This is a genomic window from Rhodococcus sp. EPR-134 (assembly GCF_001647205.1).
In the GTDB taxonomy this organism is placed as follows: Bacteria; Actinomycetota; Actinomycetes; order Mycobacteriales; family Mycobacteriaceae; genus Rhodococcus_F; species Rhodococcus_F qingshengii.
The window spans coordinates 1-20,702 of record NZ_LVCT01000562.1 but is presented as its reverse complement, the minus strand read 5'-3'; the positions used below and the strand labels follow the sequence as shown (position 1 = coordinate 20,702).

Below are 20,702 nucleotides of genomic sequence, written 5' to 3'. Positions count from 1 at the left end.
TGTACCTCTGGGCGTCGTTCCGAAGTCGTTGTCTTGCCGAGTTCGAGGCTGCTGCCGAGCGCCAGACGGTCAGTTTGCTTCTCGACGATTTCGAGGGTGGGTCACGCGACTGGCTGTGGGAAGTCGACACCACCGGGACGTTGTCGCACACCTCCGCTCGGCTGTCGCAGATCTCGGGAGTTCCCGTCTCCGACCTGCGAACCCTGTCGCTGCGCGGATTGTTGGATCGGCTCGACGTGGGTTCGACGAAGAGTGGCCGAGCCGCGGTCCAGGTCATCGGAGATCACCTCGACCGCCTCATGCCGTTTCGAGAGGTCGTCATTCCCGTTCGTGTCGACGGCGTCGACCGATGGTGGTCTCTGTCGGGTCATCCCAGGCTATCCGAGGCCACGGAGTTCGTGGGTTGGCGAGGCGTGGGCTCGGACATCACCGAGAAGTACAACTACGAGCGGCGAATTCTGTGGCTTGCTGCAACCGACGGACTGACCGGGCTCCCGAATCGCCGGACGTTCGGCTCGGAGCTGTCCGACGCGCTCGGGACCGTCCGAACCGGCGAGGAAGTCCTTGTCGGAATCCTCGACCTGGACAATTTCAAGTCGGTGAACGACACGTTAGGGCACCCTGTCGGTGACAAATTGTTGATTTCCGTTGCTGCACGGCTCAATCGGGTGGTCGACGGCGCCATGTGTGCGCGAATCGGTGGTGACGAATTCGGCGTCGTCTTGCGGGGAACAGGGGACGGCGGAGAGGTGTTCGCTCGCTATCTGGATGCATTGCGTGAGCCGTTTTACGTGCGGGGGAATCGCATCGAGGTTCGTGCATCGATCGGCTATGCCGGCGCACCCGCAGATTCCGAAGATGCGGACACGCTTGTCATGTCCGCCGACCTGGCGCTGTATGCGGCAAAATCCGCCGGCAAGAACCGGGTAGGAAGATACTCACCGGTGCTGCGGGCGCGGGCCAGGGAGCGGGCATCGGCCCTGCAAGAACTTGGGCTTGCGATCGAGTCTCGGCAGTTCGAGCTGTACTACCAACCGCAGGTTCGTGCGGACACCGGCCGCGTCGAGGGTTTCGAGGCACTGCTTCGCTGGAATCACCCGGTGCGGGGCGTGCTTGCACCGCACATTTTCATCGATGTCGCGGAGGAGACCGGCCTGATAGTCCCTCTGGGGCTTCAGGTACTGAACATGGCGTGCGCCGAAGCCGCGACGTGGCCCGACGACACTTACGTGACGGTGAACGTCTCTCCGGTGCAACTGATGTCGTCCGGGTTCGGATCGGCCGTGAACGATGCGCTGGAGGCAAGCGGTCTTTCCGGCAAACGGCTTCAGCTGGAAATCACAGAGACGGGAGCAGTGGAGGAGCTTGCCGTCGCCGAGTTGGATCGCCTGCGTGCCACCGGAATTGCGATTGCCCTGGACGACTTCGGAACCGGCTATTCGTCTTTCGAGAGTTTGAAGAAACTGCCGTTGGACATCCTCAAGATCGACCGGTCGTTCATCACCGAACTGAGCGAGGGTGATTCGGCAGTTGTCACTTCGGTGGCCGAGGTGGCGAAGGCGCTCGGTATGCAGTCATTGGCGGAAGGCGTGGAGACGGCCGACCAGCTGAGGCTCTTGCTTACCGCCGGTTGCGAATTGGTTCAGGGTTACTACATCAGCCGACCGATGCCGGCGAAGGAAGTAGCCGAGTACCTCAGCGCAACTGCCCACTCCAACGGTGGGTATTTTCATTCGTTCTGACAACTGTGCGCCTTTATTAACCGCGGGCGGTTAATAAAGGCGCACAGCAGGGAGGTTAGCGCGGCGCCATGCGCAGTGCGCCGTCCATGCGGATGGTCTCGCCGTTGAGGTAGTCGTGCTCGACGATCATCTGCGCGAGCTGCGCGTACTCGGACGGCTGGCCCAGGCGCGACGGGAACGGAACGCCGGCCTCGAGGCCCTTGCGGTACTCGTCGGTGACGCCTGCGAGCATCGGGGTGTCGATGATGCCGGGAGCGATCGTGTTGACGCGGATGCCGAACTGCGCAAGGTCACGGGCAGCCGGAACCGTCATGCCGTGCACGCCGCCCTTGGAGGCGGAGTACGCGATCTGGCCGATCTGGCCTTCGAAGGCAGCAACGGAAGCGGTGTTGATGACGACGCCGCGCTGGCCCGACTCGTCGACGGCCTCGGTCTTGGCGATGGCGTCGGCGGCCAGGCGCATGACGTTGAAGGTGCCGAGCAGGTTGACGGTGATGACCGTGCGGAACAGCTCGAGGTCGTGCGGACCCTTCTTGGACAGGATGCGTCCGGCCCAGCCGACACCGGCACAGTTGACGACGATGCGCAGCGGGGAGCCCGACTCGACGATCTGGTTGATCGCTGCTTCGACCTCTTCGCCGCTGGTCACGTCGGTGGGGATGAGGGTGACGCCGGCGGGGACGTTGTCGCCTGCGCGCTCGATCGACGCGGGCAGATCCAGGCCGAAGACGGTAGCGCCGGCGTCGGCGAGGCGCTTGGCTGTTGCGGCGCCGAGGCCTGATGCCGCTCCGGTGACCAGTGCTGCGGTTCCCTTGATTTCCACTTCGTGTGCTCCTCGAGTTAGCGATCGGTAAGGCGGTGGTACGTGTCGAGAACCATAACGCGAGGGTGTATGTGAGGGCGAACGCGCGAGACCCGCGTAGGGCTGGGTACCTTGGACGCGAGGTCTGAGAGCAAAGCACCGGACGAGAGGGGACCTGCGTGAGCAAGGCGCCTGTGCGTCCCGCCGCTTCTGTCGAGAATTTCGAGCGGTTGCAGCGCGACCCGCTCTTCGAAGATCTTGCCGAGCTGATTGCCGAGGTTCTCTCCTACGCGTTCGACGCTCCGGCCGCCGTCGAGATCGAACAGTGGACGATCAGTTGCCTGCCGTCGACCAACCGATCCGCGGAGCGCCATCGCTTGTTCACGCTCAATATCGGTCCGATGGAGATTCTGAGCGTCGAGTGCCATCTGGTCGGCGGTAAGGCGATCGAGCACGTCATGTCCGTGTACGTATCCAGTTCGGCACTGGAATCGCGAACCGGCTGCAGCATCGAAGAACTCGATGCCAAGCACGATCTGGTCGCCATCAGACGCACCGAGTTGGCGTCCGCCGACGGCGACGGGACCGTGATCGACTGCAGTCTCGAGGACTCGGATGCGTTGGAACAGTTCGCCCAGCTGCCCGTCGACGTGACGACGGTTCGTCCGCTCGCGGAGCATCTTGTTGCCAAGGGCAAGGGCCCATTTCGGCAGTATCACAACGCCGGGTTCGCCAAATATGTACTGGAAAGGTCGCTCGACCATGGTTGATCAGTTGCCCATCCGACTCCCGCGTGTGCTGCGAGACGGGGACGATGACGGCGCGGTCGACGTGCTGCAGGAATATTTCACGAGGCCGCTCCGAAAGACCGGTTATCTCCGAACCGGTGCGTTGTGGGATTCCTGGGATCCCAGTGGCAATCGCGATCATGATGTGAACATCTTCACCGCGGAAGATCTTGTTGCGGTGACTCTTCTGTCGGTTCAGGTTCCGGCGCAAGGAGCCTTCTTCCTGCTCGGGGAGAACAATGCCGAACTGAACCGACTCCTGGCGGACGTAGGCCCGGATCGCGATCTGTCGAACGAACCCGATCCCTTCACTCCGGAATCCCCGGTGTGGCGGTTGGAGACGGCGCTTCGAGAGATTCACGGCGTCGGGCGAACCATGGCGTCCAAACTGATCGCGCGCAAGCGTCCGCGACTCTTCCCGATCTACGACGACGTCATCGGGCGGGAGTTGGGAACGAAGTCGGCCCACCTGGAACCCATTCGCGTAGCCATGCGGGAAGACGAGTTGCAGAGTCGACTCCTCGATCTACGTGCACGAGCAGGTCTCGACGAATCCGTTCCGGTCATCAGGGTGTTGGACGTGCTGGCGTGGATGCAGGGTAAGGGATACAAACCGGCACTCTAGCTTTCTTGTCGGTGGGTGGGTTTATTGTCGAATGTATGTTCGATAAGGGATTGACGAGCGGTGTGGGGACATCCGTCGATGACGGCTGTCCTGTCGTCGACCCACTCGTGTTGCCGGACATGCTCTTTGCGACGGCGCAGAGCGAGAACATGCTTGCCGCGCAAAAGGTGCTCGGTGCATCCATGTTGTCGGAGTCGAGATTCAACGCCGAACTCGACGTGTCCGGTGATGTCGACAAGGCGTGGCGGATCGCATGCAACGAGATCGCGGTCATGCTCACGTGCTCGCGTCGTACTGCCGAAGTCCACATCGAGATCGGTGATGCCCTACGGGAGTTCCTTCCGCTCACCAAGCTCGCCTTCGCTGCCGGCGAGCTGGACTATGCGCGTGTGCGCAAGATTGTCGACGGACTCACCGGGGTCGACCCCGAGGCGATCGCAGCACTCGAGCGCCGGGTACTTGCCTCGGCGCACCGTCTTCCGCCCGGGCAACTGGAGCGCGACATCGAGCGCCAGCTCTTTGCCTACGATCCGGATGCTGCCGCCGAACGTCGCCGGAAGATGCTGGAACACCGCGATGTTCGCACGCGAGCAGACCGTCACGGACTCGCCCAGTTGCAGGCAACACTCAGCGCGACCGAGGCCGTCGAAGCGCTTGGCCTGATCAACGAGGCCGCCGGAAGCGTCTGCAACCACGATCCACGAAATGTCTCGACCCGTAGGGCCGACGCACTGGTCGCTCTGCTGCACGGCGAACAGGGGCTGACTTGTCAGTGTGGCAGCGAAACGTGCGAGGCAGCATCCACAGCAGCTCGATCGACTGCATCCTCACGTCGGAAGCCGTTGTTGCACATCGTGTGTGATCTGGCGACGCTCCTCGGATTGACGTCAGATCCCGCGAGCATCGACGGATACGGGCCGATCGATCCTGATTTTGCTCGCGAGCTCGCCGCTGATTCCACCTGGCAGGCCTTGTTCGTCGATTTCCGCGCCCAGGCCGCGGGGAACCGACCGCGTCGGCAGCATGCTCCGACTGTCCTGCCGCTTGTCACCCGACGTGATCGCCCAAGTCGCGAACCGAACGGCTGCGGGGATCGGATTCGGGCGATGCAACGGTTGGTCGCGCGATCCCCGGACATCGTTCGAAGATCGGATGGGCATGGCACCCAACCCGATCCGCCTCCCGGCGCGCTGACCTATGCTCCGGGAGCGGCTCTGGCCGCATTGGTGCGGGCCGTCGACGGTCACTGCCGGTTCCCTGGTTGTTCGGTGCCCGCGAACAGGTGCCAACTCGACCACATCACCGAGTTCGATCCTTCCGATCCGAGACGCGGTGGGTGGACCATTGCGAGCAACCTCCAATGCCTGTGTCGTCATCACCATCAGGTGAAGACATACAGGTTGTGGACGCCGGTGATGCTGGAGGACCGTGCCATTCACTGGACCGATAAAACCAGCGGGTTGACGGCTGTCACGGTTCCGGAGAGGCACTGACTTCGAAGATGTTTCCAGACCGTCTTCTTCGTCCCACTGCTCACCGACTTCGTTGAAACGGTACTGGCTGATCAGATTTCGTGATGCGATGTTGTCCGGACTGATGGTCGCTCGAACGGTGTGTACTTCGGATTCGCGACTCGCGACGTCGAGAAGTATCTCGAGGGCGGCCCGAGCGTATCCCTGGCGCCGGAACGCCGGGTCGATGCGATATCCGACCTCCACTGTCCCGCGCGCATCGGGGCGACCGTGGAATCCGGCCAACCCCACCGGCGTCGAGGTGCGGGCATCGACTGCGATGCGGGTGATCCACGCGCTGTCGAGGGGATTCTCTGCTATCTGCTTGCTACGGTAGCGCCACAAGCCCTGGCATTCTTCGCCGAGGAGATACGGGGTCAGGAGGTCGGGTGCGAGTTCCATTGCAAGATTAGCGTTGTCTTCACCAAGTGCGTGGAGGGCGAGTGATGGAACCTGGACCAGTTGAAGTCCACGTCCGCCGAGTGTCCAGGGTAGTTCGGTGACTGTCACAGGTCGGCGATCGGAGTCGACAGCGTTATGTCGACACCGATGCTCCGGAGATTGCCGTCGAGGACTTGCCAGATGGAGCGTTCGAGGAATTCGGCCAATTCCGCACTGGTCACATCGGAACCCGGCTGGCTGAGCCAACGGTTGACGCTGACGTCGACCAATCCGATGACGCCGAAAGCCAAGGGCTCAGCCATCTTCGACGGTTTGCCACGGCTGGTGAGGATCGTGCCCAACAAATTTCCCAATTGGACGGCGATGGCCGTCTTGGTTCCGGTTACCACTTTCGAACCGGTGGCCCGCGTACTCGGCGAGCCCTTGCCTAAAAAGTGGTGCAGTCGTGGATATTTCACAATCCACTGGAGGTAGGTCTCGACGGCCCGTGAGATGGCCTCGCCGACGGTGCCTTGTGGCGTGAGGGTGGGGGTCAGGTCGGTCATCATCATCTCGAGGATGCGGACTCGCAGCTGCTCGTCGAGGTCGGCTCGATCCTTGAAGATCCGGTAGACAACGGAACGGGGGACGTCGGCGCGCTCGGCGATCTGCTGGACGCCGACGTCGGCGCCACCTTCGTTGACTGCATCGAGTGCTGCGTCGAGGATCCGCGCTTTGCGCTGTTCCTTGTGATCATTCCAGCGAGTGCTGCGCCCGTCGGGCTGCGCCGACTCGGCTGTTTTTGTCATAAATCGAACGATACTCACCCCGCCATTGACTGGACAAGATGTCTCACATACTTTGGTGGGACAGCGTGTCACACACAGATACCGTTCTCTTCAGGAGTGGCAATGAGTAACAGGGTTTTTGTCGTCGGCGTCGGCATGACGAAGTTCGAGAAGCCGGGAGCCCGCGAGTGGGACTACCCCGACATGGCACGCGAGTCGGGTACCAAGGCGCTCGAAGACGCGGGTATCGACTACACCGAGGTCGAGCAGGCATACGTCGGCTACGTCTACGGCGAGTCCACCGCAGGTCAGCGCGCTGTCTACGAGCTCGGTCTGACAGGTATCCCCATCGTCAACGTGAACAACAACTGTTCGACGGGATCGACCGCGCTCTACCTCGCCACGCAGGCGGTCAAGAGTGGTCAAGCCGACTGCGCACTCGCGCTGGGCTTCGAGAAGATGCAGTCCGGGTCCCTCGGATCCACCTACGACGACCGTGAACAGCCCCTCATGCGGCACCTCCTCGCTCTCGCCGAGCTGCAGGAGTTCGCGATGCCGCCGGCTCCGTACATGTTCGGCGCCGCGGGCGTCGAGCACATGGAACGCTTCGGAACCACTGCCGAGCAGTTCGCGAAGATCGCCGTCAAGAACCACAAGCACTCACTGAACAACCCGTACGCGCAGTTCCAGGACGAGTACACCCTCGAGCAGATCCTCGAAGCACGCCAGATTCACGGGCCGCTCACCAAGCTCCAGTGCTCGCCCACCTCGGACGGATCCGGCGCGGCGATCATCGCCAGCGAAGCATTCGTCGAAAAGCACGGGCTCGCTGCTCAGGCGATCGAGATCGTCGGACAGGCCATGGTCACCGACATGAACAGCACTTTCGAGGACAAGAGCGCCATCAGCCTCGTCGGCGCGGACATGACCCGCAAGGCCGCCGAGAAGGTATACGCCCAGGCCGGGATCACCGCCGACGACGTCGACGTCATCGAACTCCACGACTGCTTCTCCACCAACGAGTTGCTGACCTACGAGGCACTTGGACTGTGCGCCGAAGGTGACGGCGGCAAGCTCGTCGACGCCGACGACACCACCTACGGCGGACGCTGGGTGGTCAACCCGTCCGGCGGCCTCATCTCGAAGGGCCACCCCCTCGGAGCAACAGGCCTCGCGCAGTGCGCCGAACTCACCTGGCAGCTCCGCGGAACCGCGGACAAGCGTCAGGTCGACGGCGCGAAGGTCGCCCTCCAGCACAACATCGGACTCGGCGGTGCAGTTGTCGTGACCGCATACAAGCCCTACGCACGCTGAATCACACCCTCAACCCGCCAGCTACCCACTAGGAGTTTCATCATGGCTTCCGTTTCCGTCTCCGCCGTACTGCCCGCATCCCCCGAGAAGACCTGGGATGCGCTCTCCGATCTGTCTCGCTGGGAAGAGTGGCTCACCATTCACCAGGGCTGGAAGAGTGAACTCCCCACCGAGGTCGCGTTGGGCGCCAAGTTCACCGAGGTCGTCTCCGTGATGGGTATGGCCAACAAGATCGAGTGGACCGTCGAAGAGGTCGAGGTTCCGAAGATGGTCAAGATTGCCGGTACCGGAATGGCCGGCGTCACCGTCGAATTCATCCTCTCGGTCGAGGCCGACGGTGCGGGTTCGAAGGCAACCGTCGACGCCAGCTTCAAGGGCACCATGATCGTCGGGCCGATCGGCAAGGCAGTTGCCAAGAACGCCAAGGCTGATCTCGAGGCCTCGCTGGCCAAGTTCGCCGAGCTGGTCGGGTAACGGCTCGATGACGACACCGAAGACCAACGCGGTCGAATTCGATACGTCCGGGCTGGACGTATGGACCGATCCGGAGCACTTCGAGGTGACAGCCGAGCGCATCGCCGAATATGCCGCTGCCACAAACGACCCCATCGAGCGACACCTGAAAGGCGAGATCGCTCCGCCGGTCTTCGCGGTGGTACCCGTCTTCATGTCGATGGCACCCGCTGCGCTGTCGGTGGCGCCGGTCGAACTGCTGATGAAGCTCGTTCACGGTGAGCAGGACTTCCTGTTCCACCGTCCGATCTACCCCGGTGACCACCTTGTCGCTCGTGCCAAGCCCATCGGATTCGAGGGCCGGGACAACGGATCCACCGTCGTCATCTACGTCGAAACCAAAACCGACAAGGGTGAATTGGTCAACGAGCAGTGGATGACGGCCTTCTTCCGCAAGGTCGACGCGGGCCCCGGACTTGGCGAGAAGGCTCCCGAACACCGATTCGACGCCGCTCTTCGCGCTGGTAGACCCGCCGCGGTGGTGAACCAGCACATCGACGAGGACCAGACATTCCGGTACTCACCGGCTTCCGGCGATCCGATGCCGATTCACCTCGACGAGGAGATCGCTCGGATGTCCGGTCTCCCCGGAATCATCAACCATGGACTGTGCACGATGGCGTTCACGTCGTGGGGAGCCCTGACCGAACTGGCAGGCGGCGAGACCGAGCGGTTGCGCCGTCTCGCAGTGCGATTCGCGAAACCCGTACTCCCGACACAGGACATCGAGACGGTGTTCTACAAGTCGGGTTCGGCAGACGGAGCCACGTCGTACTCGTACGAAACCAGCGCGGTCGGCGACCTCGTGATCAAGGACGGCCTGGCGGTCATCGCCGACAAATGAGTCTTCATGTCCGACAACTGAACTGATGGGAATCTGAACTGATGGGAAGTCTCGACGGTCGCGTAGCGATCATCACCGGAGCAGGACGCGGCATCGGCCGTGAGCATGCGCTGCTCTTCGCTCGTGAGGGTGCGAACGTCGTGGTCAACGATCTCGGCGGAGCAAACGACGGTTCCGGTGCAGATGCCGGCCCCGCGCAGCAGGTAGTCGACGAGATCGTCGCTGCAGGCGGCAAGGCCGTTGCCAACACCGACAACATCGCCACCTGGGACGGCGCCGAGGGCCTCGTCAAGCAGGCCGTCAGCGAGTTCGGCCGACTCGACGTCCTGGTCAACAACGCCGGCATTCTTCGTGACGCCTTCATCGCCGGTATGGACGAGAGCCAGTGGGACGCAGTCATTGCCGTGCACCTCAAAGGGCACGCCGCGACACTGCACCACGCGGCCGCATACTGGAAGGACCAGAGCAAGGCAGGCGAGACCGTCAACGCTTCGGTCATCAACACCGCTTCGGCTTCGGGTACCTTCATGCCCAATGCGGGCCAGGGCAACTACGGCGCCGCCAAGGCGGGCATCGCAGCTCTGACTCTGGTGGCCGCTGACGAGCTCGATCGATACGGCGTGCGCGTCAACGCAATTGCGCCGATCGCGCGCACTCGACTGACGCTGGCGACACCCGGTATGGGTGCGCTTTTCGCGGCCGAGGTCCCCGAGGGTGAGTTCGACGCGTTTGCGCCGTCCAACATCTCGCCGCTCGTGGCCTATCTCGCGGCGGCGGACTGCAAGCTCACCGGCAAGGTGTATGCCGTTCAGGGTGGGGCCATCACGGAACTCGCCGGCTGGCACGGTGTGAACACCATCGAGAGCGAGGGTCCCTGGACCACCGCCGACCTCGCAGAACGACTGTAAGCGCATGGCACGCAACGCATACGAACTCGGTCTCGGGCTGAGTGAGGAGCACACCGCGCTTGCAGATTCGGTGCGCTCCTTCGCCGAGCGCACCATCACCACCGAGCAGGTGCGCGCGGCCGTGGAGTCACGGACCGAGGACAAGTTCCCCCAGTTCTGGACGGCACTCGTCGGGCAGGACCTTCTCGGGCTCGCGGTTCCGGCAGAGCAAGGTGGTCACGGCGCCGGCCTGCTGACCCTGGCGGTGGCACTGGAAGCATTGGGCCGCACAGTCTCTCCCGGCCCGTTCGTTCCGACGGTATTGGCAAGTGCCGTTCTCGGTGTCGCCGATTCCAAGGCGGGACCCGAGTTCCTGCCCGGTCTGATCGACGGAAGTCGTACGGCAGCAGTCGCCTTGGGTGCACCGTTGGCGGCCGAGTCGTCGGACGGTGGGTACAAGATCACGGGCGCACTCGACGGTGTGCTCGGTGGTGAGCACGCCGACGTACTGCTGGTTCCGATCCAGTTGCCCGAGGGCGTTCGCTACGCGGTGCTCGAGAGCAGCGCAGTCGCGATCACCGTTCAGGACAGCATCGACGTGCTGCGCGGTAGTGCGCGGATCGAAGCTGACAATGCTCAGATCAGCGCCGAACGGATACTCGACGGTCTCACCGAGGCGCGGGTACGGTCCATTGCCGCAGTCGTTCTCGGCGCCGAAGACGTCGGCGTCATGTCCTGGTGTGTTTCCACTGCGTCGGAGTACGCCAAGACACGCGTGCAGTTCGGGCGACCCATCGGCCAGTTCCAGGGCGTCAAGCACAAGTGTGCGCAGATGGGCATTGCGCTCGAGCAGGCACGCGCCGTTGTGTGGGATGCGGCAAGCGCATTGGACAAGGGCGACGACACGGCAGATTTTGCCGCCGATATCGCCGCAGTCATCGTGCCGGACGCCGCAGTGCAGGTAGCGCAGGATTGTGTGCAGGTCCACGGCGGCATCGGCTTCACGTGGGAGCACGACGCCCACCTGTACTACCGGCGCGCGCTCTCGATCCGCGGCATTCTCGGTACCCGCGAGGATCGTGCCAACCGTGTTGCGCAGCAGGCACTTGACGGTGTCAGCCGGGCTTCGGTTCTCGAACTGCCGCCAGAGGCGGAGGAGATCCGCGGCGGCATCGCGGCCGAGCTTGCCAAGTTGGTCGAGCTCGACGAGGACGACCAGCTGATCGCGCTCGGCGACGGCGGCTGGGTTCAGCCTCACCTGCCGAAGCCGTACGGGCGCAGCGCCGCTCCGCTCGAGCAGATCGTCATCTCCCAGGAAATCAAGGCTGCCGGTATCTCGATGCCGCAGCTTCTGATGGGAACGTGGGCAGTGCAGGCCGTCGTGGCGCATGGTTCGGACGAGCAGAAGCAAGAGCTGGCCGTGCCGACCCTGCAGGGTGAGCTGGTGTGGTGCCAGCTCTTCAGCGAGCCCGGTGCTGGTTCCGACCTCGCATCACTGTCGACGAAGGCCGAAAAGGTCGACGGCGGTTGGAAGATCACCGGTCAGAAGATCTGGACCACGGTTGCTCAGTTCTCCGACTGGGCAATGCTGATCGCCCGCACGGACGCCACCAAGCCGAAGCATCAGGGCATCACCTACTTCGTGCTCGATATGTCGACACCGGGCATCACCGTCCGCCCGCTGCGTGAGATGACGGGCTCGGCGCTGTTCAACGAGGTGTTCCTCGACGACGTGTTCATCCCCGACGAGAACGTGGTCGGTGAGGTCAACGACGGTTGGAACGTCGCCCGGACGACGCTGGCCGGCGAGCGCGTCGCGCTCAGCCAGAAGATGGAGGCGTACGCCTCGGACTCCGATCTGCTGAAGTTCGCGAAGTCGGCAGACCTGAGCCCGATCGGACGCTACCGCGTCGGTGAGCTGGTGGCCGAGAGCCAGGCGATCGACCTCATCGGCTCCCGCGTTGTGCTCAAGCAACTTTCGGGAATCGACGTGAGTACGACGTCGAGCGTCGGCAAGCTGTTGGCGATGAAGATCAGCCAGTCGATCGCCGAGTTCGTCGTCGCCGAACTGGGTGCTGCCGGAGCGGTCAGCATCCCAGGTCAGCCAAGCGACAAGGCGATGGAGCAGCTCATTTCGGGCCGTGCCACCACCATCTACGGCGGCACAACCGAGGTGCAGCTCAACGTGATCGGTGAGCGCATGCTCGGATTGCCGCGAGACTGAGGGTATTTATCGGGTGGGGCTCAGTCCTGGATTCTTCTCCAGGGCTGAGCCTCTTCCAGTTCGAAGGCCAATTCGAGGAGCGTGCGCTCGTCGCCGAGATCGGCGGAGAAATGCGAAGCCAACGGCAAACCATTGCTGGTCTGATGCATCGGTAGCGAAATCGCGGGACCTCCGGAGATGTTGTTCAGCGGCGTGAACGACGTGTACGCGATCAACTTGTCGAAAAGCTCCTCGAAAGGCTGAGCGGGAGAGAGGTATCCGAGCTCGGGGGTGGTGTGCCCCAGAGCCGGCGAGAGCACGACGTCGTACTTCAAGAACATGGCGCTGTACTGCTGCTGGAGCCGTCGCAGACGGTAGAGCACGCGCGGCGTCTTCACCAGGTTCTTCCGGTACAGCGTGTAGAGGCCCTTGGTGAGATTGTCGGTGCCGGACTTGTCGAAGTCGGGTCCGAGCATTTGTTTGCCACCGGTGGAGATGGCAAACGACAGAAAGCCCCAGTAAATGCTGAAGTCGTCGATGAATTCGGGGCCGACGGGCAGTGCTGCGTCCTCGACATGATGGCCAAGGCTTGCAAGGAGTTCGGCCGTAGCTTCGACGGACTTGCGCGTCTCGTCGTCCGTCTTGGTGACGGTGACGGAATCGGCGATCACGCCGACGCGCAGGCGGGTTGAGCTGGGTCCTTCGATCAAGCGAACCGGTGCGAGTCGCGGATTGCGGTAGTAGTTCTCAGCCGCAGACATCCATCGTGCAGTGTCGCGAACAGTCCGAGTAACGGCGCCCTGGGCGATCAACCGGATCGGCATCGACTTGTCGGCCGGATCGGCGATGGTGCGTCCGCGAGTGGGTTTGAGTCCGACGAGTCCGCAGGCAGCGGCGGGAATGCGAATCGATCCACCGCCGTCGTTGGCGTGCGCGATCGAGAGTACGCCGGCAGCAACAAGCGCGGCTGCGCCTCCCGAGGAAGCGCCCGACGAGTACGCCGGATTCCACGGGTTGTGGACGGGTTCTTCCGTCATGTATTCGGTGGACGCACTGAACCCGAACTCGGGCAGTCGGGTCTTGCCGATCGAAATGGCCCCGGTGGAGAGGAACTGCTTCGCAAAATCGCTGTCGGCTTTGGCGGGGACCGCGGTGAAGGCGGTACTGCCCTGCTGGGTGGGAAGGCCGGCGCTGTCGGTGTTGTCCTTGATCGCGGTGGGGACACCGGCAAAGACGCCCTTGGCGGGCCGGTTGCTCCTGGCGAGGGCTCGATCGAAATCAGTGCAGGCCAGACCGTTCAATTGCCCCTGCACTGCCTCGGCGCGGGCGATCGATGCCTCCATGACTTCCCGTGCGGTCACCTCGCCTGATTCGATCCGGGCGGCGACGCCGGTGGCATCGAGGTCGCCCAGGGCGTCGTCGGTGAAAGCGTGGATGGGGGCGTTCGCGGTCATGGGGATCCTTGTCAGGCGGAGGCACTCAGGTCGTCCGTCCAGCATATTGGACGGACGACCCCTGAGTGGCGCTATCTGTGGATTGCGGTATCAGCTACCGAAGATCGTCACTGCCTGCTCTGCTGCCTGCGGCGCCTGCTGGAACACTCCCTGTGGGATGAACTGCTGCGGAATGAACTGCTGGGGGCCCAACTGCTGGAAGTTCGTGACCATCGGGTGGATCACGTTGTTGAATACATCGTTGAACATGTGTTGTGTCCTTCGGTTACAGCGTTTTTCGAACTTCTGACTCCATCGACACTAAGCACGGTTCTGACGAGTTTCAACGAAAATTGCTGATACACAGGCAAGTTCAAGTTCATTGCCAGCTGGGGGCCAGGAACCGGTCTTCCTTCACAGCTTGGACGCTGCGCCGTGCAGGTTCTTGGCTGTCGGGGAGGTCTCGACGGATTTGGGATCGGGGTACGTGCCCAGTACGCGATCGGCAGTTCCCGCGGTGGTGACGGTGAACCAGTAGTGCTCGTTCTTGAAGTGGTGGTTGCGGTGATTGCGCCAAACCGACCGGTAGAGAGCAGTTTTCGGCTTGTAGTCACTGTGGATGAGGAAATGTGTCCACTCGTAACCGAGGCCGAGCACGGAAATGCAGGTCAGGAACGTCAGACCGAGTTCGACGCGGGGAAATGCCAGGAGGGCGACGGCTGTCAGAACGGGAATCACAATCAGGAGCGTCTGCCACGGGATGAAGATGAGTGAGACGGTTCGCGGCGCAAAGTGGTGTTCCCGATGGCTGCGCGCCAGCCGTGAATCGAGTGTGACGCCGGCAATGGTTCGTGGCTTCCAATGAAGAACGAAGACGTGAATGATCCACTCCACGAAGGGGAATGCGGCAAGCATCACGAGCGGAACGAGGGCGTCGGTGATCTGCCAGTTGCCCACTGCGATGCGCGCCGCCGCGGCGGCCAGCAGCATGGTGCCGATCATCCACGGCGTCGGTGACTTGCGGAACGTCCGTGCCGCATCGGCGAGAGTAAGAGGCTTGCTCATGGTTTCAGTCCTTCCAGGAAGGTGAGAGCGTCGCCGATTGCCGTCGTGCCGGTGTGAAGGAGCTGTGCGGCTGACGCCTCGGCAGTTGGCTCGTCGTGTGAAGTGATGGCGGAGGCCAGTTTTCGATACAGGTCGGTCTGGCCGACTTCGGCGACCATGACGGATGCAAGTGCAGTCATAGCCGGCTCGTATGCAGCCCGAAGGCTGTTGAAGATCAAACGGAAGGCAATGGAATCTGCGCTGTCGACGACGACGTCCCAGAACGCCAGAGCGCGGTCTTGCAACTCCACTGGATCTTCGGTGGCGCCTAGTTGATCAACGGCCGTGTCGAGTTCTCGGGCGGATTCCGCGGAGATGCGACGGGCGGCCAGCACAGCGATCTGCGGTCCCATCAACTCGCGAGTTTCCAGGACGCTGCGCACCACGCTCAGGTCGGGGACGCCGTCGCGCACCAGCAGCTGGGGGAGAAGTTCGGGTCCGGCCTGGCGTCGAAAATCGCGCACCGACGTGGACTCGCCCTGGCGGACCTCGACGAGCCCGGCCTGGGCGAGCTTCTGAATTGCCTCGCGGACTGCGGGCCGCGAGACGCCGAATGCCTCGGCGAGCTTGCGCTCGCTGGGTAGTGCCTCACCCGCAGCCAGCTCTCCGGCCAGCACTTTCACCGAAATCTGGTCGAAGACTGCGCCGGAGGCCGAGGTACGTGCAACGGGTTGAAACATGTACCGACCGTAACGTGCTTATCGGTAAGAGGTCAAGTGGTAATACCAGTTCAACGATTGGCGGCTTGGCGCGAAAGAGATACGTCTTGGCCAAGAGGCTTCACCGTAACGGCGCAGGTGAGAGTAATTTTAGGTAGCCCTAATTCGGATAACCGTCAGGAAACCCATGACATCACTCCTGTTACCGACTCCAGATACCGATGCAGAGTTCGCTCGCATCACCGCTGCCCTGACTCGACGCGGCTTTCTCGGCGGAAGTGCCGCCGCGCTGTCCACACTTGCTCTCGTCGGATGCAGTAGTGGGGAGGGCGGTGACGGTGCGGACGGCGCAACTCGTACTGTGCAGACGCACTACGGATCCGTGGATGTTCCCGTCGATCCGCAGCGCATCGTCGCCGTCTCATACAACACCCCGTGGCAGTTGCAAGCCGTCGGCGCCCGACCCGTCGCGACGCTCGACTACAGCGCGTACATCGACCAGTTCACCCCGACACAGCAGAAGTTCGTCGACGGCTTGTCCACGGTGGGGGTTTTCCTCGAGGTCAACCGCGAAGCCGTCGTGGCTGCCGCGCCTGATCTCATTGTCGGCGATGCGTACGAGATCGACGAGGACATGTTCCGCGAGCTCTCGAAAATTGCTCCGACAGCGGTGTATTCGGGCACGAACCGATCGGATTGGCGCGCTGTCGCCGAGGGTGTCGCAGACGCGGTCAACAAGGGTTCGGCATTGACGTCGAATCGCGAGAAGTATCAGGCGATGCAAGAGCGAATCCGCACCGAATACGCCGCGCAGCTTGGCGAGAATCGGTGGGCCCAGGTTGCTATCGGTGGTTCGGAAGGGCACTTCTCCATCTTGTATCCAACCGGAGTGACCGGCGCGATGCTCGCCGACCTGAACGTGACCCGCGGCGAATTCATCCCGGACCTGCGCCCAGCCACCGGCTTCGAAGCCTTCCCGCTCGAACAACTCGAAATGCTGCGGGACGTCACCGTCGTCATCTACCCGAAGCAGCCGAACGGAACTGATTCTGCAGGAATGAAATCCGTCTTCGCCAGCCCGCTGTGGAGCCGCATTCCGGCAGCAGCTTCGGGCCGGGTATTCGGAATCAGCACTCAGGTCACCGACTACGGCACTGCAATCAACTGGCTCAACGAACTCGAAACCGGCGCTTTGGAGGCACTTTCATGACATCACTTCTATTGCCCACCGCTGACACCGATGCCGAATTCGCTCGCATCACCGCAGCACTTACCCGACGCGGTTTCCTCGGAGCCGGTGCCTTGGCGGGGATCGGATTGCTCACGGCCTGCGGAACCAGCTCCGGTGAATCGGCCGAGGGTTCGATGCGCACCATCAACACGGCTCTGGGGCAGGTGGAAGTGCCCACCAACCCGCAACGGGTGGTCAGCGCCGATTACTACACGGGCCCCGCGATGTTCGACGCCGGGTTCACACCGGTCGGATTGCCGGTCGACTACGAGAACGCCGACGGCGTCCCGGAACCCTATGCGTCCGCTCTGCGGTCTCTCCCGAAGGTGGGACGCTGGTACGAGCCCAACGCCGAGGCGATAGCGGCTTTGTCTCCCGACCTGATCGTGATGACCAACCTGCTGTCGGAGAACAACCCGGATCTTTACGAGCAGATCCGGTCGATCGCACCGACCGCGGTTTTTGCCGAAGACGGGCAGTACGCATGGAAGGAGCGCGCCTTCGGAGTCGCGGACGCGCTGAACCAGAGCGCGAAGGTTCAAGAGTTGGCAGATCGGTACGAGGCGCGGATCGCCAAGTTCCGCAGCGACAACGCTGATGTGCTGAGCAAGGTGAAGGTCGTCTACACCACGTACTTCGAGGAGAGTGGTTTCTCGCTGTACTCGCCGACCAAGTATCAGACGACGGTCATCAGCGAGGCCGGGTTCCAGTTCAACGACCGTTCGCTCGCAATTCCCGCCGGCAGCAACGAGTGGTTCCCGAGGGAGCAGTTGGAGCTACTCGACGAGGCCGACGTCATCATCACCAACAGTGGCAAGGGCCCCATCAACGAGAAGTTGGCGAACGACACCATCTTCCAGCGTCTGCGCGCCGTCAAGAATGATCAGGTGTACTCGTTCGACTACGAGGGCGTCGCGTCTTTCGGTTGGGCCCTGACATTCCTCGAGCAGTTCCAGCCGATCGCTGAGGAGATCAGAGCCAAGCTCTGATCTCCTCAGCAATCAAGAGGACGCCGGCGTCACCACATTCAGCTTCGGTTGATGCTGGTCGGTGTATGCCCACGGGCGGATCTTCTCCAGTGCTTTGCCGATCCGGAACACGGTCGGTTCGTCGTACGTATGGCCGACGATCTGGACGCCCGTGGGAACGCCGTTGTGTGCGTGTCCACTCGGCACCGCCAATACGGGGCACCGATTGGCGACGTTGAACGGCAATGTGAGAAGTGCTTCGGCGGTGGTGTTCACGTGCTGACCCGCCACAGTGAGGCCGTCGAGCAAAGACTCGCCTGCCGGGAAGGCGATGGTGCCCGAAGTCGGGCAGATCAGCGCATCGAAGGGAGCCATCGCCTCGGCGAGCTCTCGTTGCATTTGGGTTTCCTTGCGAAGGCCGTCCAGAAATGACATTTCCGCAGCGCCCTTCGACGTGATCGCGACGTTGTCGAGCGTGTAATCGGCGAGAAGATCGCCGTGGGCGCGAGCAACTTCCGCGACGGATGCCCCCATGATCGTTCCGAAATGGACTTTCACCGCTGCTGCCATCGAGTCGCGAGTCCACGGCAGTTCGATCTCCTCGACGATCGCGCCGGCATCGACCAACGACTGTGCGAGAGCCCGGGTGTTCGCCTCGATGTCAGGCTCGATGGGGAAGTCACCGAGCCGCAGGCACAGGGCAATTCGCATTCCCTCGACCGACGGGTAATCGCGGGGCAGTGTGATCGCCGGCCTCAGGGAAGAATGGTCACGCGGGTCCGGCCCGATCAGAACGTTGGCCAAGAGAATTGCGTCGTCAACAGTTCGGGCCATCGGACCGTCGCCACGGTAGGAATCCATGGACAGCGGGGCGACCCCGGCGATACGCCCGTACGATGCCTTGAGGCCGACGGTGCCGGTAAAGCCTGCCGGGCCTCGTGTCGACCCGCCGATGTCGGATGCTGTTGCCAGAGTGGTAGTTCCGGCGGCGAGTGCGGCGCCCGCACCTCCGGATGAACCTCCGGGGCTGTAATCGAGGTTCCAGGGATTGCGGGTCACGCCCCACAAAGGAGAGTGTGTGAACGCCGCGACGCAGAATTCCGGTGTCGTCGTGCGTGCGTGAATCAGGCCGCCTGCTGCCAGAACTCGGTCGATCACGGGTGCGTTCTCGCGGGCGATGTTGCCGCGTCCCGCCAGAGAGCCTTCGGTCAGCGACTTTCCGGCAATGGAGTGTTTTTCCTTGGCAGCTACCGGAATTCCCTCCAGCGGCCGCGGGTCGGGTCCTTGGCCGCGATACCGGCTCTCGGCATCCCGGGCGCCTGCGAGTGCCTCGTCGAACATCTCTTCGGTGAAGGCATTGATGTGAGGTTCGAGCTTCTGGGTTCGGTCGATGATTGCCTTTAGCAGTTCGACCGGAGACAATTCCCGCGCGCGAAAGTGAGCAATGGCTTCGGTGGCGCTGAGGTAGTGCAGTTCGTCTGACATGACGTTATCTCCCTGGGACAGTATGTGTGGGAATCACGCGCTCCGCGCAAGGGCTCCCAGCGCGGCCGCGGTCATGGCTGTAACACCTTCGGGTAGGGCCGCGGCGGGATCTGGGGCGAAGCGCGGTGAATGATTGGACGGCGTGCCGGGTGGTATCCGTCCCTCAGCGAGCGCGGCAAGGGCGGTTCCGTCGAAACTTTGAAGTGCCGTTCCGCCGAAATGCCAGAATACGGAGGGGCATTGGGCGGCGGTGCCGAAGATGCCGAAGTCCTCGCTACCCGAAAGTGGTTGTGACAGAGTATGCATTCCCAAGCCGGCCTGTCGCAGGTCGGACATCACCGTGGACGTGGCGTCCGGAGTGTTGACCGTGGCCGGAAAGCCGTTGTACGCATGAACGTCCGGCGCGTCGGTGGCGCCTGCCCCGTCAGCTTCTGCGCGAGCGATCCTGCCCACCGATTCGAGCATGTGATCTCGCGACGACGCACTGAAAGTTCGCAGGCTGAGTAGCAGTTCGGCGTCGTCGGCAATGATGTTCGCAGCTGTGCCGGCGTGCAAGGCTCCCACCGTGAGCACAGGTGCTGTCGGGGTTGCCGCTTCATGAGCAACCAGACTTTGAATGCGCAGCGCGAAAGACGCTGCCATCAACAAAGGGTCGATGCATGCGTACGGTGATGACGCGTGTCCACCACGGCCGTGAAAGACCACTCGTATCGTGTCGGATGCTGCCATCAAGATGTCGGGTTTGCTGACCAACATCCCCGCCGGAGTCGGGCCCACGTGCTGTCCCAGGCAGAGGTCCGGTCGTGGGAAGCGGTCGAAGATTCCGTCGTCGACCATCGCACGAGCGCCGGAGCCGGTCTCCTCAGCAGGCTGGAAGACCGCGACAACAGTCCCGGTGATCGATGTCGGATCCGCGGAAAGTGCTGCGCACGTGGCAAGTAGCGCGGTTACGTGGACATCGTGGCCACACGCATGCATGACTCCATCAGTTCTGGAGGCGTAGGACAGCCCGGTGTCTTCTGCCACCGGCAACGCGTCCATGTCGGCGCGTAGCAGGATCACCGGACCGCTGCTCCCTTCGAGAACACCGACGACACCCGTACCGCCGACCCCGACCGTGACGTCCCAGCCACCGATTCGCCGAAGTTCCTCGGCAACAATTGCGGCGGTGCGAGTTTCGTCGCCGGACAACTCGGGGTGTGCGTGTAGGTCCCGGTAGAGCTCGAACCAGTGCGGCTCGACGGTTCGCAACCGCGACGGGTCTCCGAACTCGAGATTCGAAAGCAGTTGATTCATGGTTGATCTTCTTTCAGTTGGCGGTTTTCAGTTGCACCAGGTTCAGCATCTTTTCCCGGGTTTGTGGTGCTGCCATGACCGCGACGATCGCCACGACAGGCCCGAGCGCGAGAGATACGAACGCCGCT

General features: G+C 62.6%; 19 protein-coding genes and 1 pseudogene. 11 read left to right on the top strand and 9 right to left on the bottom strand.

Annotated elements, in window-relative coordinates; all coding sequences use genetic code 11:
- Window positions 1–1,742 (top strand): putative bifunctional diguanylate cyclase/phosphodiesterase (locus A2J01_RS25155; protein WP_064113834.1); only part of this gene is annotated, 1,742 nt, incomplete at its 5' end.
- Between the two features lie 55 nt (window positions 1,743–1,797).
- Here A2J01_RS25155 and A2J01_RS25150 read toward each other — a convergent pair.
- Window positions 1,798–2,565 carry an SDR family NAD(P)-dependent oxidoreductase gene (locus tag A2J01_RS25150; protein WP_003944195.1) on the bottom strand — a complete coding sequence of 256 codons (768 nt, stop codon included), beginning with the start codon at window positions 2,563–2,565 and terminating at the stop codon, window positions 1,798–1,800.
- A 158-nt stretch (window positions 2,566–2,723) separates the two neighbouring features.
- Between A2J01_RS25150 and A2J01_RS25145 the strand changes: the two genes are divergently transcribed.
- From A2J01_RS25145 to A2J01_RS25135, 3 genes are read left to right on the top strand one after another with little or no spacing between them, the layout of a single operon-like run.
- Window positions 2,724–3,314 (top strand): hypothetical protein, encoded by a 591-nt coding sequence (locus A2J01_RS25145; protein WP_058038083.1) that lies wholly within the window; start codon window positions 2,724–2,726, stop codon window positions 3,312–3,314.
- On the top strand, window positions 3,307–3,957 hold the full coding sequence (locus A2J01_RS25140; protein ID WP_064113833.1) for a DUF6308 family protein: 651 nt from the start codon (window positions 3,307–3,309) through the stop codon (window positions 3,955–3,957). Before A2J01_RS25145 ends, A2J01_RS25140 begins: the two co-directional genes overlap by 8 nt.
- Before the next feature lie 35 nt (window positions 3,958–3,992).
- Window positions 3,993–5,450, top strand: a complete 1,458-nt coding sequence (locus tag A2J01_RS25135) for an HNH endonuclease signature motif containing protein (RefSeq protein WP_064113832.1) — start codon at window positions 3,993–3,995, stop codon at window positions 5,448–5,450.
- Window positions 5,451–5,567: 117 nt separating this feature from the next.
- Here the strand turns inward: A2J01_RS25135 and A2J01_RS37035 are convergent.
- Together A2J01_RS37035 and A2J01_RS25125 are read right to left on the bottom strand one after the other, a co-directional pair.
- A pseudogene (locus A2J01_RS37035) lies at window positions 5,568–5,870 on the bottom strand (GNAT family N-acetyltransferase); the annotation flags it as partial.
- Window positions 5,871–5,974: 104 nt separating this feature from the next.
- Window positions 5,975–6,658 (bottom strand): TetR/AcrR family transcriptional regulator, encoded by a 684-nt coding sequence (locus A2J01_RS25125; protein WP_007735953.1) that lies wholly within the window; start codon window positions 6,656–6,658, stop codon window positions 5,975–5,977.
- A gap of 102 nt (window positions 6,659–6,760) precedes the next feature.
- On the opposite strand from A2J01_RS25125, the gene A2J01_RS25120 reads away from it, so the two are divergent.
- From A2J01_RS25120 to A2J01_RS25100, 5 genes are read left to right on the top strand one after another with little or no spacing between them, the layout of a single operon-like run.
- Entirely contained in the window at window positions 6,761–7,951 is a 1,191-nt protein-coding gene (locus tag A2J01_RS25120) for a lipid-transfer protein (RefSeq protein WP_007735955.1), read from the top strand.
- 42 nt (window positions 7,952–7,993) lie between these two features.
- Entirely contained in the window at window positions 7,994–8,425 is a 432-nt protein-coding gene (locus tag A2J01_RS25115) for a type II toxin-antitoxin system Rv0910 family toxin (protein ID WP_030535858.1), read from the top strand.
- A 7-nt stretch (window positions 8,426–8,432) separates the two neighbouring features.
- Window positions 8,433–9,308 carry a MaoC/PaaZ C-terminal domain-containing protein gene (locus A2J01_RS25110; RefSeq protein ID WP_064113830.1) on the top strand — a complete coding sequence of 292 codons (876 nt, stop codon included), beginning with the start codon at window positions 8,433–8,435 and terminating at the stop codon, window positions 9,306–9,308.
- 41 nt (window positions 9,309–9,349) lie between these two features.
- On the top strand, window positions 9,350–10,216 hold the full coding sequence (locus tag A2J01_RS25105) for an SDR family oxidoreductase (RefSeq protein WP_064113829.1): 867 nt from the start codon (window positions 9,350–9,352) through the stop codon (window positions 10,214–10,216).
- Between the two features lie 4 nt (window positions 10,217–10,220).
- Window positions 10,221–12,419 carry an acyl-CoA dehydrogenase gene (locus A2J01_RS25100; RefSeq protein WP_064113828.1) on the top strand — a complete coding sequence of 733 codons (2,199 nt, stop codon included), beginning with the start codon at window positions 10,221–10,223 and terminating at the stop codon, window positions 12,417–12,419.
- Window positions 12,420–12,439: 20 nt separating this feature from the next.
- Here the strand turns inward: A2J01_RS25100 and A2J01_RS25095 are convergent, their stop codons facing one another.
- The 4 genes from A2J01_RS25095 to A2J01_RS25085 all read right to left on the bottom strand — a co-directional run bounded on the left by A2J01_RS25095 (window position 12,440) and on the right by A2J01_RS25085 (window position 15,615).
- The gene (locus tag A2J01_RS25095) at window positions 12,440–13,852 is read right to left on the bottom strand and encodes an amidase (protein ID WP_064113827.1); all 1,413 of its coding nucleotides are present in this window, start codon (window positions 13,850–13,852) and stop codon (window positions 12,440–12,442) included.
- A gap of 90 nt (window positions 13,853–13,942) precedes the next feature.
- Window positions 13,943–14,101 carry a hypothetical protein gene (locus A2J01_RS36570; protein WP_003944172.1) on the bottom strand — a complete coding sequence of 53 codons (159 nt, stop codon included), beginning with the start codon at window positions 14,099–14,101 and terminating at the stop codon, window positions 13,943–13,945.
- Window positions 14,102–14,245: 144 nt separating this feature from the next.
- Window positions 14,246–14,896 (bottom strand): sterol desaturase family protein, encoded by a 651-nt coding sequence (locus A2J01_RS25090; protein WP_020968076.1) that lies wholly within the window; start codon window positions 14,894–14,896, stop codon window positions 14,246–14,248.
- A complete protein-coding gene (locus A2J01_RS25085; protein WP_007735969.1) occupies window positions 14,893–15,615 on the bottom strand; it encodes a FadR/GntR family transcriptional regulator in 723 nt (240 codons plus the stop codon). The genes A2J01_RS25090 and A2J01_RS25085 overlap by 4 nt, the downstream gene beginning before the upstream one ends.
- Window positions 15,616–15,781: 166 nt before the next feature.
- On the opposite strand from A2J01_RS25085, the gene A2J01_RS25080 reads away from it, so the two are divergent.
- Together A2J01_RS25080 and A2J01_RS25075 are read left to right on the top strand one after the other, a co-directional pair.
- Window positions 15,782–16,804 (top strand): ABC transporter substrate-binding protein, encoded by a 1,023-nt coding sequence (locus A2J01_RS25080; protein WP_064113826.1) that lies wholly within the window; start codon window positions 15,782–15,784, stop codon window positions 16,802–16,804.
- On the top strand, window positions 16,801–17,814 hold the full coding sequence (locus tag A2J01_RS25075; protein ID WP_003944194.1) for an ABC transporter substrate-binding protein: 1,014 nt from the start codon (window positions 16,801–16,803) through the stop codon (window positions 17,812–17,814). The genes A2J01_RS25080 and A2J01_RS25075 overlap by 4 nt, the downstream gene beginning before the upstream one ends.
- Before the next feature lie 12 nt (window positions 17,815–17,826).
- Here A2J01_RS25075 and A2J01_RS25070 read toward each other — a convergent pair whose 3' ends face one another.
- Window positions 17,827–19,278 (bottom strand): amidase, encoded by a 1,452-nt coding sequence (locus A2J01_RS25070; protein ID WP_064113825.1) that lies wholly within the window; start codon window positions 19,276–19,278, stop codon window positions 17,827–17,829.
- Window positions 19,279–19,311: 33 nt separating this feature from the next.
- On the bottom strand, window positions 19,312–20,574 hold the full coding sequence (locus tag A2J01_RS25065; RefSeq protein WP_042920611.1) for an amidohydrolase: 1,263 nt from the start codon (window positions 20,572–20,574) through the stop codon (window positions 19,312–19,314).
- Between the last annotated feature and the right edge of the window lie 128 nt (window positions 20,575–20,702).

Bases quoted from the DNA above. Each gene is read 5' to 3' on its own strand.
- A2J01_RS25140 (WP_064113833.1), top strand. From the start codon at position 3,307: ATGGTTGATCAGTTGCCCATCCGACTCCCGCGTGTGCTGCGAGACGGG.
- A2J01_RS25135 (WP_064113832.1), top strand. From the start codon at position 3,993: ATGTTCGATAAGGGATTGACGAGCGGTGTGGGGACATCCGTCGATGAC.
- A2J01_RS25125 (WP_007735953.1), bottom strand. From the start codon at position 6,658: ATGACAAAAACAGCCGAGTCGGCGCAGCCCGACGGGCGCAGCACTCGC.
- A2J01_RS25120 (WP_007735955.1), top strand. From the start codon at position 6,761: ATGAGTAACAGGGTTTTTGTCGTCGGCGTCGGCATGACGAAGTTCGAG.
- A2J01_RS25115 (WP_030535858.1), top strand. From the start codon at position 7,994: ATGGCTTCCGTTTCCGTCTCCGCCGTACTGCCCGCATCCCCCGAGAAG.
- A2J01_RS25110 (WP_064113830.1), top strand. From the start codon at position 8,433: ATGACGACACCGAAGACCAACGCGGTCGAATTCGATACGTCCGGGCTG.
- A2J01_RS25105 (WP_064113829.1), top strand. From the start codon at position 9,350: ATGGGAAGTCTCGACGGTCGCGTAGCGATCATCACCGGAGCAGGACGC.
- A2J01_RS25100 (WP_064113828.1), top strand. From the start codon at position 10,221: ATGGCACGCAACGCATACGAACTCGGTCTCGGGCTGAGTGAGGAGCAC.
- A2J01_RS25095 (WP_064113827.1), bottom strand. From the start codon at position 13,852: ATGACCGCGAACGCCCCCATCCACGCTTTCACCGACGACGCCCTGGGC.
- A2J01_RS36570 (WP_003944172.1), bottom strand. From the start codon at position 14,101: ATGTTCAACGATGTATTCAACAACGTGATCCACCCGATGGTCACGAAC.
- A2J01_RS25090 (WP_020968076.1), bottom strand. From the start codon at position 14,896: ATGAGCAAGCCTCTTACTCTCGCCGATGCGGCACGGACGTTCCGCAAG.
- A2J01_RS25085 (WP_007735969.1), bottom strand. From the start codon at position 15,615: ATGTTTCAACCCGTTGCACGTACCTCGGCCTCCGGCGCAGTCTTCGAC.
- A2J01_RS25080 (WP_064113826.1), top strand. From the start codon at position 15,782: ATGACATCACTCCTGTTACCGACTCCAGATACCGATGCAGAGTTCGCT.
- A2J01_RS25075 (WP_003944194.1), top strand. From the start codon at position 16,801: ATGACATCACTTCTATTGCCCACCGCTGACACCGATGCCGAATTCGCT.
- A2J01_RS25070 (WP_064113825.1), bottom strand. From the start codon at position 19,278: ATGTCAGACGAACTGCACTACCTCAGCGCCACCGAAGCCATTGCTCAC.
- A2J01_RS25065 (WP_042920611.1), bottom strand. From the start codon at position 20,574: ATGAATCAACTGCTTTCGAATCTCGAGTTCGGAGACCCGTCGCGGTTG.